This window comes from Georgenia halophila (assembly GCF_039541595.1).
The window spans coordinates 1-14291 of record NZ_BAABGN010000028.1; the positions used below are offsets into that span (position 1 = coordinate 1).

Below are 14291 nucleotides of genomic sequence, written 5' to 3' on the forward strand. Positions count from 1 at the left end.
AGCCGGGTTCGTACCCGGGCTCGGGTTCGGTGACGGTGGCGGCGCGGGCCTTGGAGGGGTACGTGCTGGCCGGGGGTGCGGTCGCGGAGTGGTCGCACACCTTCGACGCGACGACCGCGCCGGTGGAACCCGAACCTAGGTACGGCTTCTTCCTCAATGACGCCTGGGATGCCGAAGCTGACCACGTCTTCCACTACGGCCGGTACGAGGACCAGGTACTGATGGGCGACTGGGATGGTGACGGTATCGACACCATCACCGTCCGCAGGGGCAACGTCTACTACGTCAGCAACGGTCAGCGAGATGGTGAGGCGGAGCACGAGATCGTCTACGGTCGTCCGGATGACATCGTCCTCGTCGGTGACTGGGATGGTGACGGTATCGACACGCTCGCGGTACGGCGAGGCAGTGAATACCACATCAAGAACACGATCTCCGGCGGTCTGGCGGATCTGGTCGTGTTCTACGGCCGTCCTGGCGACGTCGTCCTGGTCGGTGACTGGGACGGTGATGGAGATGACACTCTTGCTGTGCGGCGAGGGAGCGCCTACTACGTGAAGAACACCATCGCTGGCGGCGAGGCGGACCAGGTGGTCCACTACGGCCGTCGGGACGATGTCACGTTGGCCGGTGACTGGGACGGAGACGGTGATGACACGCTCGCCGTGCGACGGGCACAGGTCTACTACGTCAAGAACACCATCAGCGGCGGTGAGGCCGACATCGTCCAGGCATACGGCCGGCCGAACGACGAGGTGTACGTAGGCGACTGGAACGGCGACGGTACCGACACACTGGGCGTCCGCCGGCTTCCTTGAGAACTGTCGCCTGCCAATGGGCGGACCAAGGTTGGCCCGTCGATTGGCAGGCGACGTGTTCACCGATCTCCGCCGGTGGTGCTCCAAGGCCCCTCCCTCTACGGTGGAGTACTTTGACCGACCACGAATGACAGGCGAGTGTGCTTCGCAGGGGAGTACAGCGGATGCGCCGTCGTGAGCGATCTTTGCGCGACGAGGCGTCACCGTGCTCGTCCGCACGAGGGGGGCGATGTGAAAGCGCGACACGTGAGGGTCACGGCCACGGCCGTGATGGCGGCGGTGGCAGGAACGCTGCTGTCTGCAGTACCGGCCACAGCGCAGGGCGGTGAGGTCGGCGGGTCCGGGAACGAGTATTTCCTCAACGACTCGTGGAGCGGCGAAGCGAACACCCACATCGCCTACGGTCGACCGGACGACCTGGTCTACGTCGGGGACTGGGACGGGAACGGCACGGACACGTTGGCGTTGCGGCGGGGATCGACGTTCTACATCAGCAACTCCAACAGCGGTGGAAGTGCGGATCATGTGGTGGCATACGGCCGACCCGGCGACGTCGTCCTCGCTGGTGACTGGGACGGCGACGGCGACGACACCTTTGCCGTGCGCCGAGGGTCGGAGTACCACGTGAAGAACAGCCTCTCCGGAGGCCCCGCGGACGTCACGGTGGCGTACGGGCGCGCCGACGACGAGGTCCTGGTCGGTGACTGGGACGGGGACGGGGACGACACGTTCGCGGTGCGACGGGGATCGCACTACTACGTGAAGAACTCCATCGCGGGCGGGCCGGCGGACACGGTGGTGGCGTACGGGCGGGTCGACGACGACGTGTACGTCGGTGACTTCGACGGGGACGGGGACGACACGTTCACTGTGCGGCGGGGCACGCGGTACTACATCGCGAACGAGATCCGCGGTGGGGAGGCCGACCGGACAGTGGTGTACGGCCGGCCGGCGGACACCACCCTGGTCGGTGACTGGAACGGTGACGGCGCAGACACCCTCGGCGTCCGCCGACCGGTGGAGAGCGCGCCCGGTCCTGTCACTCCGGTGCCGGGCGCGGAGAACGCATTCGATGCGCGCATGGTCGAACTCATCAACGACGCTCGGGTCGCGAATGGTGCGCCTCCGCTGACGTACTGGGACCCATTGCGAGACGGCGCTCTGGACCACTCCCGCTGGATGGGCGAGATCGGGCAGTTCCAGCACGCGAGCTCCTCGACCCTCTGGTCCGACACGGCCGAGGCGGGTTGCGCGCGAGGTTACGGCGAGAACATCTTCACGGCCAGCTACCGGGCCTCTCCGGAAGCGGCGATGGAGGCATACATGAACTCGCCTGGTCACCGCGCCAACATCCTCAGCACCGACTTACGATACGTGGCAACGGGGACACTCATGGTCGACGGCGATCTCTACAACACTCAGCGGTTCGCCGTCACATGTGGCTGAGCTTGGAGCAGGGGGCCCGTCGTGCCGCGCAGGCCGTCACGTAATGCGCGGACCATCATGGCGGCGCGGTCGAGTCGCGCTGGGGCGACGATGACGTTGAAGGCGACGAACTTGGTCAACCACACGACGTAGCCGAGCCGCCACCGCCACGGCATGAGGTCGCCGCGAGTCAGGAAGACCGTGTTCCGCACCAGGTAGTACGTCCGCGCAGGGGAATGGACGTGCACCTCCTGCCGACGGCCCGGCAGCTTGACCACACTGTCGCCCAGCTCGTGGTGCAGTCCCGCGTCCATAACGGCGAAGATCCGATAGCCGGCACGCCGGGCGCGCAGCCCCCACTCCAGGTCGACATGATCGATGAACCAGCCATCGTTCATCGGTCCGACGTCGTCCAGCACTTCGAGCGGAACCAGGCAGCCCGACGCCAGCAGGAACGCCGCTGCGAGCAACCCGTCGCGACCCTCGCCGCGGGCACGGCGGGGGCCCCAGCGGCGCGGCGCGTAGACCATCACCTCGTCGGCGGTGCGCGTCTCGCGTGCCATCGGTCCCACGGCAGCCACCCGAAAGCCGTGCGCCCGTGCCCGTTCCAGACCAGCCAGCAGCCGGTCCACCATGTCCGGCTCGGGCAGCGAGTCCTGGTCCGAGAAGAGGACGCTGCCCGCGCCGAGCTCACGCGCCCGGGCGGTCCCCACGTTCTGGGCTCGGGCGATTCCTCGGTTCTCGCCCAGCTCGACCAGTTCGGCGCCAACCCCGTTGCACCGTCGGTGCAGCTCCTCCACCGTGTCAGGCGACGAACCGTTGTCCACCACGACGACGTTGTCACACTGACGGGCCAGCTCGGTGACGAGGCGGCCGGTGTGCCCGACCTGGGGGTGGTACGTGACCACGACGGCCACCACCGGCAGCGGCGACCTCACGTCAGCGACTCAGCGAGGAGACGTACTCCCGGACAGCGTTGTACGAGGGCAGCAGGCCTTGCTCGGCGGCCTCGTGCAGGCCTGGTGCGTCTGTGTCCTTCTCGGACAGCAGCAGCTCGAGCGGCCGGCCGTCCCGGCCGGTATCCGGCCACTGGATCCCGACAGCCTCATCCAGCGGGTTCACGCCGTGCTCGCGGCCGGGTGCATACGGCGCGGAGCACAGGTAGACCACGGTGGAGCCGTCCTGGCGCGAGCAGAAGGCGTGCCCGAGCCCTTCGGAGATGTAGATCGCACGGCGGTCGGCGTCGTCGAGGAGCACGGTGTCCCACTGGCCGAACGTCGGTGAGCCCACGCGGATGTCCACCACGACGTCGAGGACAGCGCTGCTCGGGCACATGACGTACTCGGCCTGGGACGGCGGGACGTCCGCGAAGTGAATACCGCGGACCACGCCGGCTGCCGACACCGACGAGTTCACCTGCTTGAGGTCGAGCGGATGGCCCACTGCCTCGACGAAAGCCTCCTCCTTGAACGCCTCGAGGAAGACCCCCCGGGAGTCACCAAACTGCTTCGGCGTCATCTCCCAGGCGTCCGGGACCTTCAGCTTTCGGAACTCCACGTCATCTCCCTCGTCATCCGCCGGACCTCGAATCCGTCGGACACCCTATCCGTGGTCGAGGCTGCCGACTTTGCCGAAAGCCTCGTACGGCGACCTCGTTGAAGGCCTCAAGCGCGCCGGTACACGCCCAGGGTGTCCCTCCGGTCGCCGTTCCAGTCGCCGACGTACACCTCGTCGCTGGGCCGACCGTACGGCTGGACGATGTCCGCCTCGCCGCCGCTCATCGTGTTCTTGACGTGGTAGATGTGGCCCCGCCGTACGGCGAAGGTGTCGTTACCGTCGCCGTCCCAGTCACCGGCCAGCGTGACATCGCCTGACCGCCCGTAGTGGACGACCTGATCGGCCTCCCCACCGGCGATGGTGTTCTTCACGTAGTAGGCGTTGCCTCGCCGCACGGTGAGCGTGTCGTCACCGTCGCCGTCCCAGTCACCCACGAGCACCTCGTCTCCGGCACGGCCGTACGGGACGATGAGATCTGCCTCTCCGGCCGAGACAGAGTTCTTGATGTGGTAGAAGGAGCCGCGACGCACGGCAAGGGTGTCCGTGCCATCACCGTCCCAGTCGCCGACCAGGACCGTGTCGCCAGGCCGCCCATAGCCGAACGTCGTGTCCGCGGGTCCGGGGGTGTTGCTGTTCCGGACCGAGAAGATGTGCCCGCGGCGGAGCGCGACGGTGTCGATCCCGTCACCGTCCCAGTCACCGACATAGACCTCGTCAGCGGGCATGCCGTGCCGGAACTCGATGTTCGCCGTACCGCTCCACGTGTCGTTGAGGTAGAACGTCCCTGGCTGGTCCACCGGCCGCCACCAGTGGGAGAACATGCCGAAGGCGAGGTCGCCTGTGGACGTCAGCGTCCGACTCCCGGTGGTGCACTCCACCCGCGCCTCGGTGATCCGACCACCCAGCTCGCCGTTCCCGTCGCGCCGCACGATCACGAGGTTCAGGAGCCGCCCGCCGGAGGGGCATTTCGCCTGCACCGTGGACACGGCGAGCGTGTCCGTCCAACGGGTCCGCGTGTCCCCGGTCGCCGTCCCGGTGTACGGGTCAGGCCTGGCGACGAGGTACGGCTTGCTGCCCTGCCGGGAATAGCCGCCGTTCGTCGACGAGAACTGGGTAAACGCCACGGCACCGCCGTACATGCGCACCTCGCCCGCGGTCTCACCGATCGCACGGCTCGTCCTGGACGACTCCTTCGCCCACGTCACTCGTCCGTCCCAGGCAACTGTCGCGCGGCCGCCGTAGACCTGGCACGCGGTCGTGTCGCACGTGTCGAAGTTGTGGCCACGCCGGCCCTCGGCGAGCACATAGCTGCGAGCAGCGACGGCTTGAGCCTTGAGTGCCTCGATTGGCCAGCTCGCGGGCGACTCCCGGGGAACGACGCCGCGCAGATAGTCCTCGAGGCGGACGTCATTGACGACGTCAAACGTGCCGGCCGTCGTGCTGGCCGCGAGGCGGATCGCGCCGCGGTACCAGGTCCCTTCGGCCGCCCGCCGACCCTTCGCGACGACGACACCATCACCCGAGGTGATCGTCAGCTGATTCCCTGCGCGAGTCACCGTCTCGACCACAGGGCCGTCGAACGTCCGGCGGCGCTCGACGACGTATTCAGAGTCGGATCGCTTTACGGTCAACCATCCTGCACCGAGGTCATCTCGGCGGGCGCCGGGGCTCTCGAGGAACAAGAGGTTCTGGCCCGGCGGGTTCCAGACCTCGACGGATGCGGTCGGTATGAGCCCAGGGGCCGACAGGCCCACGCGGAGCACCGGGTTGCTCGTGGGGCCCATAGTCGTGCCAGGGTAATAAAAGTCGAGGATCTCACGGTAAGTGCGGCTCTGCTCCGCGGCGCCTTTCGCGCCCCACTGGGAGAGCCCGATGCCGTGGCCCCAGCCCCGGCCGTCCACCTCCCAGACACCACTGGCAGGTGGCGCGTAGCGTTCTTCCGCCGCCGAGGCCGGGGCCCCTACCGTTACGAGCCCAGTGATGGTGAGAGCAAACACGAGGAGCCCTGAGACTCCTCGCGTGATGAAGACACTGACTGGCATGGTTCTCCTGAATATGGCGGCCAGAGCCGCTACGAACGGCAGGCGCCCTCCCGCCGCACGTGGAACGTTACGGTAGACCGCGCTTCTGCGTCCTGCCTTCCATTGCGGGCTAACCAACACTAAACCGGCGTACCGATCTACCCGCCCGCGCCGGGGAGGAAGGTGCGGGCGGACGGGCCCGGGACTGTGTCGGCCGCTTGCTCAGATCCGGTGCTCGAGGAGATCGACCAGGTACTCCCCGTACCCAGACTTGCGCAGCGGCTCGGCACGCTCGCGGAGCTCATCGTCGGAGAGGAAGCCGTTGCGCCAGGCAACCTCCTCCGGGCAGCCGATCTTCAGGCCCTGCCGGGCCTCGACCGTACGCACGAAGGCAGTGGCGTCCGCAAGCGAGTCGAACGTGCCGGTGTCGAGCCAGGCGGTCCCACGCGGTAGCACCTCAACCTGCAGCCGACCTTGCTCCAGGTACTTCCGGTTGACGTCAGTGATCTCATACTCCCCGCGGGCCGACGGCTCGAGGCCCTTGGCGATCTCGACGACGTCGTTGTCGTAGAAGTACAGGCCCGGAACCGCAAAGGCGCTCTTGGGCTCCTGAGGCTTCTCTTCCAAGGACAGCGCCCGGAAGTTCTCGTCGAACTCGACCACACCGTACGAGCTCGGGTCCGAGACGTGGTAGGCGAAGACGGCGCCGCCGTCGATCTCGCCGAACCGGTTGAGCGTCTGTCCCATGCCGTGGCCATAGAAAATGTTGTCGCCGAGCACCAGGGCTGCGGAGTCGTTCGCGACGAAGTCCTCACCGAGCACGAACGCCTTGGCCAGGCCGTTAGGCACCTCCTGCACCGTATAGGTGATCGAGATGCCGAATTGCGAACCGTCACCGAGCAGTCGGTGGAAGGAAGGCGCGTCGTGCGGCGTGGTGATGACCAGCACGTCCCGGATACCCGCCAGCATCAGCGTCGTCAGCGGGTAGTAGACCATTGGCTTGTCATACACCGGGACCAGCTGCTTGCTCGTTCCTTGGGTGATCGGGTGCAGTCGCGTGCCGGACCCGCCGGCCAGAATGATGCCTCGCATGGGCCTAGTGTCTCCCATCGAGTCGCAGGTCCACCCGTTCGGCGGCGGTCACGTCCTCGATGGCCGTCCCTGAGCCCGGCTCGACGAGCACGACCGATCCGCCGGCCAGCCACACGCCGACCGCCTGCCGGAGCAGTCCGTGCAGGCTCGCGGGGCTGACGAGCACGCGGGCAGGCCGGTCTTCCTCGGCAGCGGCACCGACGGTGCCGGCAGCCCACGAGGCGAGCTCGCCATAGGTGACGTCACCACCCACGGCGAGATCGCCGTCGTCGGGCTCGACGACGTAACCGAGCGCGTCGCCGTACCCGAGGAGCTCCGCGGCGGCGTCCACTACGCCGGTGGGGAGGTCCGGCCCGTCCCAGGACATCGCAAGTGACGGCAGGGCGACGGCGAGCACCAGGTCCGCGCCCTCGCGCCCCGGCGCGTGGTCCGGCTCGGAGGTGACGACGACCACGCCGTCGGCCGTGGCCAGCTCCTCGTCCGCCGTCGCGTCGCCACGACCACCGGCGCCCGTTCCGGCGTCTCCGGCGTCGCGGGGGAGTACCTGGGCACCGGCCGTCCAGGCGGCCAGCGCCCACACCAGGGCACGCCAGTGCACCGGCAGGTGGACGACGACGGCGGTGCCCGGTTCGACGTCCCCTTCCTCGACGAGCATGTTGGCCGCCTTGGTGACCCAGTTGGCCAGCACCCGGCCGGAGAGCTCGGTGCGCTCGCCGCCGGGTCCGTACCAGGTGAGCCGCGGGGAGGTGCCGTCGGCGTCGAGCGACTCGAGGAGCCGGCCGGGGATCGTGTCGGGATGTGCCATGGGCCCGAGGGTACGGTGGTTCAGGCGTTCCCCCAGGTCGGGAGGAGGGCGCTCTTGTCTGCGGGACTGGCCGCGGCGTCGCGCACAGTTCCGTATCGACCCGTATAGCACTTCTGGGCTTGACTCCGGAGGATGACACGCGTGTAATTCACTGAAGGAGCAACCGAAGGACGAGGGGGAAGTACCGTGTGGAACATTCTCGGTGATGGTCCGCTGACCTTCGGCATGCCGGCGGAGGAGCAGCATCCGTCGGTGGGGTCGGACGTCCTGCACCTGTTTGGTTCTCAGGACGACGGGGACGACGGCGCCCTCGCATGGCAGGACCGTGCTCTCTGCGCGCAGACGGACCCCGAGGCCTTCTTCCCGGAGAAGGGGGGCTCGACCCGCGAGGCAAAGCGCGTGTGCACCTCCTGCGATGTGAAGTCCGAGTGCCTCGAGTACGCCCTGGCGCACGACGAGAGATTCGGCATCTGGGGCGGCATGTCCGAGCGCGAGCGGCGCAAGCTCAAGCGTCGAGCCGTCTGACACCGGCAGCTCGACGACAGCGGTTTCCTCCATCGTGCCCACGCGCCCGACGACGTTGGCCGTCGTCGTCAGTGCAGGAGTCTCCACCTACCTCCCCCGGACGCTGACGGCCCTCGCCGCGCAGACCCAACGGCCCGACGTCGTGCTGCTGGTGGACGTCGGTGCCGCGGGACGCGACCTCGGCACCGGGATCCCGATGCACGAGGCGGTCGCCGACGCGGGTCTCGAGGACATCGCCCGCGTCCGCGTGGTCCGTGCCCCGGAGGCGACGACGTTCGGGGACGCCGTCCGCCAGGGCCTGCAGGAGTACGACGCGCTCGTCGAGCGCGCGGCGCGCCGGGCCCGCAACCGTGAGGCCGCCACCACGGGCGTCGGCTGGTCCGGCGTCACCGGAGAGCTGAGCCCCGTCACCACCGGCGAGATGCGGGCGATCGGCCTCGACGCGCCGCCGGACACCGGGGCCCGCGCGGAGTGGCTCTGGCTGCTCCACGACGACTCCGCCCCCGCCCCCGGCGCCCTCGACCAGTTGCTCCACGCGGCCGAGTCCGGCCGTTCCGTCGCGGTCGCGGGGGCTAAGCAGCGCGACTGGGACGATCCGGACCGGCTCCTCGAGGTCGGCATCCGGGCCACCAGGACGGCGCGCCGCGTCCCGGAGATCGAGCCGGGGGAGATCGACCAGGGGCAGTACGACCACCGCGAGGACGTCCTGGCCGTGGGCACCGCCGGTGCGCTGGTGCGCCAGGCGGCCTGGGATCAGCTGGGCGGCACCGACCCCGCTCTCGGCCCCTTCGGCGACGGCCTGGAGCTGAGCCGCCGCGCCCGCCTCGCCGGCCACCGCGTCGTCGTGGTGCCCACCGCCGTCGTCTTCCACGCGCGTGCCTCGCTGATGGGGCTGCGTGGGGGTGGGCCCTTGAACGCGCACGTGCCCGCGCACCAGCCGGACGAGCGGCCCGACCCCCGCCGCTCGTTCCTGCACCGCAGGCGCGCACAGCTGTACAACGCGCTCCTGGCCGCGCCCCTCCTCGCGGTGCCGCTGCTGTCTCTGTGGTTCGTCGTGGTCGGCGCCCTACGAGCCCTGTGGCGGGTGGCGACCAAGGAGATCGGCCTCGCCGGCGCCGAGCTGGCGGTCCCCCTCACGCTGCTCGCCGAGCCGGCCAACCTGTGGCGCGCCCGTCGTCGGGCGCGACGCACCCGGCGCATCCCGGCCCGGGCGCTGAAACCCCTGGAGGCCAAGGCGGCGGAGATCCGCGCCGCCAAGCGGGACGTGCGCCGCAGCCAGGCGGTCGCCCGCAAGATGGTCGCCGCCCCCAGCGAGCTGGAGATCGCCGAGCGCGCGGTCCTGGCACGACGACGGCGGACCACCGCCGCGGTCAGCCTCCTCGCCCTGACCGCCATCGCGCTCGTCGCCCTCGCCGATCTCCTGATCGGCAGCCCGTTGACCGGCGGCGCCCTGCGGCCGATCGACGCCTCCGCCGCCGAGCTGTGGAGCCTGGCCCGCTCCGGCTGGATCCCCGAGGGGGACGGCCACCCCGGCCCGGCGAACCCGCTGCTGCAGGTCCTCGCCCTCCCCATGCTGCTGCTCGCCCCGTTCGGCGGCTCCGCCAACGTGCTGCTCACCGGGCTCGTGGTCTTCTCGATCCCGCTCGCGGGCCTGGGCGCCTGGTTCGCGGCGGGCGCCGCCTCGCGCTCCGTGGGCCTGCGGGCGCTCGCCACGCTGACCTGGGCGCTCTCGCCCGTGCTGCTGCTGGCCACCGGGCAGGGCCGGCTCGGGCCGCTCGTCGCGCACGTCCTGCTGCCGTGGGTGGCGCTCGGCGTCGCCCGGGCAGTGGCCGTCGACCGGCGCGACGTCGTCCTCTCCGGGATGGTCGGGGCGCGGCGCACCGAGCGCGCGCGAGCCGCCGAGGTCCGCGCCACCGCCGCGAGACGGGCAGTACCGGCCGGCGGCGGCGTCGAGGTCTCGCGCCGGTCGCGTGCCGGCTCCATCGCCGCAGGTGCCGGCGCAGCCTTGGCCCTGGCCGCAGCGGCCGCCGGCGCGCCGGTGCTGCTGCCCGCGGCGATCGTCGCCGTCGTCCTGCTCACCGTCGTCGTGCCGCGCAGGCGAGCCGTCCTGCTCGCCGTGCCGCTGCCCGCCCTGGTGCTGCTCGGGCCCCTGGTGCTGCGGGCCGTCCAGGACATCCCCGGCGGCAGCTGGCGCGTCCTCCTCGCCGACGGCGTCCCGTACCCGTCCGACGCCGGCCCCTCCTGGCTCCCGCTGCTCGGCTGGCCGTCGGAACCGGTCCCGTTCCCCGGCCTCGACCCCGCCGAGGGCGGGACGACGGCGATCGCCGCCGAGCACGGCATGCTCGTCGGCGGCGCCACGCTGCTGCTGGCCGCGATCCTGGCGCTGCTGCGCGGAACGCCGCGCGCCCGGGCCGTCCGCGGCGGCTGGCTCGTCGTCCTCGTCGGCCTCGCCGTCGCCCTGCTGGCGGCCCGCACCGACGTCGGTGTCGGTCCCGGTCTCGAGGGCGTCACCCAGGTGGTTCGCGGCTGGACCGGTCCGGGCGTCTCGCTCGTCGTCCTGGGACTGCTGGTGGCCGTCGTCTCGGCCGGAGACGGACTGCGGCAGACGCTCGGCAGCCGCAGCTTCGGCTGGCTCCAGGTCGGCACCACGGTGCTGGTGGGCGTCATGGTGGCGGGCCCGCTCGTCACCGCCGCCGGTTGGCTGGTCACCATGCGTGCCTCGGCCGAGGAGGCCCAGGACCGGCCGAGCGAGCTGCTGGCCGTGCACGGCCGGTCGGCGCCCCCGGTGCCCGCCGTCGCCACCGAGATGCAGACCTCGGGCGAGCGGTCCCGCGTGCTCGCCCTGACGCCCACCGGCGGCACCGTCCGCGCCGACGTGTGGCGCGACGCCGGGCCTCAGCTCACCGAGGCGAGCGCCACGGAGTCGTTGGCCGAGCTGAACCGCCTGGAGGAGGGCGAGATGGACGCGGCTGGCGCCGACATCGCCGAGCTCGTCGCCGCCATGTCGCTGGGAGCGGCCGACGACGTCGGCCAGGTGCTCGGCTCGCACGCCGTCGGGATCGTCGTCGTGCCTCCGGAGCGGTCGTTCGTCGCGCCGGGGACCGAGCCGACGACGGCCGAGCGCGGGGCGCTCATCGAGCGACTGGACAACACCGCAGGGCTGGAGCGCGTGACGGAGAACGAGTCGGGCGCCATCTGGCGCGTCTCGACCGCCGGCGTCGACTCCGCCGACTCCGTCGCCCGGGCCCGGGTGGTCGGCGGCGACGGCGACGTGCTGCGGTACCTGCCTGCCGGCGTCGTCGGAATGTACACGGAGGTCCCCGAAGGGCCGCAGGAACGCACCCTGGTGCTGGCCGAGCGGTCCGACAACGGGTGGCGCGCCTGGTACGACGGCGAGCCGCTGCGTGCCACCACCGAGGGCTGGCGTCAGGCGTTCGAGCTCCCCTCCGGACCTGGGACGCTCACCCTCACGTACTCGGCGCCGCTGGCGACCCAGTGGGCCTGGCTGCAGGGCGTCGTGCTCGGCCTGACCGTGCTGCTGGCGCTGCCGGTGCGACGCCGACGGACGGAGGTGGACACGTGAGCGACGACGAGAAGAAGCCCGAGGAGACGCGTCCGGAGGCGCCCTCCGAGGAACCGGTTCCGGAGGAGTCGCGTTCGGAGAAGCCGCGGCGCGGTGGGGCGAGCGTGCTGCGCGGCGTCGGGCTGGCCGTCTCCGCGGTGGTGCTGCTGGGCGCGGGAGCGGCCGCCGTCGTCGTGGCCGAGTCCGTGCCGCCGGGCGACCGCGCCACCGTCCAGGTCCCCGCCGTCAACGTCCCGGCCGGTCCGGTCACGCAGGTCTGCGCCGGTCCGGCCGAGCTGACCGCCGGCGGTGGCATGTCCATCGACCCCGAGCTCGACCCGCAGGACACCGAGCCCACCACGCTGACCAAGACGTACACCCTCCCGCGGGGTGTGGCCGGACCGGCCGAGGCGACGTACGCCGAGCTCGACGCGGAACCGGCGGAGCTGTCCGAGGCGGGTGAGGTGCGCACCCTCGAGGTCCGCGAGCCTGCCTCCGGCGGCTTCCTCGAGGCCGGCCCCGTCGACGACCTCGCCGCCCTCGCGGGTGGCGCGACGGTCACGCGCACGAACGCGGGTGACCTGCGCGGCCTCGCGGCGGCACCCTGCCAGGCTCCGACGTCGACCGCCTGGTTGGTGGGTGGCGGCACGGACCTTGGCCAGAGCGCCGAGCTGGTGCTGACCAACACCGGCGACACGCCGGCGAGCGTGACGGCGACGATGTGGACGTCGCTCGGCCGCGCGGACGCGCCGCAGCTCTCCGAGATCGTGATCGCACCCCGGAGCGCGACGTCGGTCCTCCTGGAGGGTGTCTCCGCGGGTGACCGGGCGCTGGCCCTGCGGATCGATGCGTCCGGGGGCCAGATCGTCGCCCGCGTGCAGGATCAGCAGCTCGACGGGCTGGTGAGCGCCGGCGTCGACCTCGTCACCCGCGCCGCACCACCCGGCCTCGACGTGACAGTGCCCGGCGTCGTGCTGGAGGAGTCGGACATCGAGGAAAAGGGATCGGCGCTGCGGCTGGTCAACCCCGGCCAGGAGACCGCCACGGCCTCCGTGCGGCTGCTCGGCCCCGACGGTCCCGTCGACGTCCCCGGCGCCGAGGAGGTCGTGCTCGACCCCGGTGTCGTCCTGGACCTCACGCTCGCCGGGATCGAGCCGGGCGCCTACGCCGTCGAGATCACCTCCGACCGCCCCGTCACCGGGAGCGTCGTGCTCACCCGCGTGGGGCAGGCGGGCGAGATCGACCCGGACGTGCCGCCGGTGGAGCGGGCGTGGACCGCGGCGGCGGAGCCGAGTCGGGCCGGCCTGCTGCACACGTCGACGTTCGGGGACCTGGTCGACTCGGCGACCGTGGTCCTGACCAACCCGGGCGAACAGGACGTCGAGGTCGAGCTGGTCCCCGTGATCGCCGGCGGGGAGATCGGCGACCCGGTCAGGGTGACCGTGCCGGCCGGCAGCACCGTCACCCGCGACGCCGCCGAGCTCACCGACGGCGGTCCGGCCGTCCGGCTGACCGCCGACGGCGGCGGGCTGGTCGCCTCCACCGTGCTGACCGCCGCGGCGGACGACGGCGAGCTGATCAGTGTGCTGCCGATGACGCCGGACCCGCACGAGCAGCGGACGGTGCGGGTGGACCTCCGTTGAACCGTCAACCCTTCGTTCACCGACTAGTCTCGGACCGGCACCGCACGTTTCCCCGACCCGCGGGGCGGCAGGTACGGAGGAGACATGGCCGAGGCGTCCGATGCTCGTGAGTCCGATGCTCGTGAGCAGGAGCGGTCGGTTCCGTGGCGTGGTCCGCTCGCAGTCCTGGCGGCCGTGTCGCTCATCCTTGTTGCCGTCAGCTGGGTGAGTCTCGAGCTGGTCGCGCACCCGTTCTTCGAGGTCGGGGGTGGCGGACACGCATACCTCAACGTCGGGGTCGAGGGCAACGTCCCGACCTGGTGGACGATCGTCATGTTCGTCGGGGGCGCCCTCGGGTTCGTCTTCGTGGGGGTTCTGTATCGGTCCCTCGGCCAGGCGAGCGGGCTGAGCTGGTGGTTCGTCGGCGCCCTGCTCCTGCTGCTCTGCCTCGATGAGGACACGGGCCTGCACGAACGGCTGCACGAGCCCGCCCGCCTGCTCGCCTCGCCGCAGGACGTGCCCTTCGTCTGGCTGATCCTCGGGGTTCCGCTCGCGTTGGCGGTCATCATCACCGTGATCGCCGCAGCGCGACGCATCGCACGCCAGACGCGCACCCTCCTGCTGGCCGGGCTCGGGCTCTTCTTCGTCGGTGCTGTCGGCCTCGAGGGCGTCGGGAGCCAGCTGCACGCGACGGGGCTGGGCGAGAGCTCCTGGCTCGTGGCGGCGTACCACGCCGAGGAGCTGTTCGAGATGCTGGGCGTCGCCGTCATGGCTGTCGCGCCGTTGCGAGCTGTCCGGATCTGGCGGCTCGACCGTAGTCTGGTGCTACGGGTACGGAGCACGTAGTCCTCGACCGCGCCGGGC

Annotated in this window: 10 protein-coding genes and 1 pseudogene; 6 read left to right on the forward strand and 5 right to left on the reverse strand. The window is 71.0% G+C overall.

Features of this window, described 5'->3' with window-relative positions:
• A pseudogene (locus tag ABD907_RS20765) lies at nucleotides 1-818 on the forward strand (hypothetical protein); the annotation flags it as partial.
• A gap of 246 nt (nucleotides 819-1064) precedes the next feature.
• Nucleotides 1065-2264 carry a CAP domain-containing protein gene (locus ABD907_RS20770; protein WP_345219184.1) on the forward strand — a complete coding sequence of 400 codons (1200 nt, stop codon included), beginning with the start codon at nucleotides 1065-1067 and terminating at the stop codon, nucleotides 2262-2264.
• Here the strand turns inward: ABD907_RS20770 and ABD907_RS20775 are convergent.
• From ABD907_RS20775 to ABD907_RS20795, 5 genes are all read right to left on the reverse strand, one after another.
• Nucleotides 2237-3181: a glycosyltransferase family 2 protein gene (locus ABD907_RS20775; RefSeq protein WP_345219185.1), complete on the reverse strand. Its 945-nt coding sequence runs from the start codon at nucleotides 3179-3181 to the stop codon at nucleotides 2237-2239. The genes ABD907_RS20770 and ABD907_RS20775 overlap by 28 nt on opposite strands.
• 1 nt (nucleotide 3182) lies before the next feature.
• On the reverse strand, nucleotides 3183-3800 hold the full coding sequence (locus tag ABD907_RS20780) for a dTDP-4-dehydrorhamnose 3,5-epimerase family protein (protein WP_345219186.1): 618 nt from the start codon (nucleotides 3798-3800) through the stop codon (nucleotides 3183-3185).
• 107 nt (nucleotides 3801-3907) lie between these two features.
• On the reverse strand, nucleotides 3908-5431 hold the full coding sequence (locus ABD907_RS20785) for a SpoIID/LytB domain-containing protein (RefSeq protein ID WP_345219187.1): 1524 nt from the start codon (nucleotides 5429-5431) through the stop codon (nucleotides 3908-3910).
• 612 nt (nucleotides 5432-6043) lie between these two features.
• Nucleotides 6044-6913 carry a glucose-1-phosphate thymidylyltransferase RfbA gene (gene rfbA, locus ABD907_RS20790; RefSeq protein ID WP_345219188.1) on the reverse strand — a complete coding sequence of 290 codons (870 nt, stop codon included), beginning with the start codon at nucleotides 6911-6913 and terminating at the stop codon, nucleotides 6044-6046.
• 4 nt (nucleotides 6914-6917) lie between these two features.
• Nucleotides 6918-7718, reverse strand: a complete 801-nt coding sequence (locus ABD907_RS20795) for a TIGR03089 family protein (RefSeq protein ID WP_345219189.1) — start codon at nucleotides 7716-7718, stop codon at nucleotides 6918-6920.
• A 186-nt stretch (nucleotides 7719-7904) separates the two neighbouring features.
• On the opposite strand from ABD907_RS20795, the gene ABD907_RS20800 reads away from it, so the two are divergent.
• From ABD907_RS20800 to ABD907_RS20815, 4 genes are all read left to right on the forward strand, one after another.
• Nucleotides 7905-8243: a WhiB family transcriptional regulator gene (locus ABD907_RS20800; RefSeq protein ID WP_345219190.1), complete on the forward strand. Its 339-nt coding sequence runs from the start codon at nucleotides 7905-7907 to the stop codon at nucleotides 8241-8243.
• A gap of 34 nt (nucleotides 8244-8277) precedes the next feature.
• Nucleotides 8278-11826 (forward strand): glycosyltransferase family 2 protein, encoded by a 3549-nt coding sequence (locus tag ABD907_RS20805; RefSeq protein WP_345219191.1) that lies wholly within the window; start codon nucleotides 8278-8280, stop codon nucleotides 11824-11826.
• Nucleotides 11823-13448, forward strand: coding sequence for a DUF5719 family protein (locus ABD907_RS20810; protein WP_345219192.1), 1626 nt, complete (start codon nucleotides 11823-11825; stop codon nucleotides 13446-13448). The genes ABD907_RS20805 and ABD907_RS20810 overlap by 4 nt, the downstream gene beginning before the upstream one ends.
• 84 nt (nucleotides 13449-13532) lie before the next feature.
• Nucleotides 13533-14273 (forward strand): hypothetical protein, encoded by a 741-nt coding sequence (locus ABD907_RS20815; protein WP_345219193.1) that lies wholly within the window; start codon nucleotides 13533-13535, stop codon nucleotides 14271-14273.
• The last annotated feature ends 18 nt before the right edge of the window (nucleotides 14274-14291 follow it).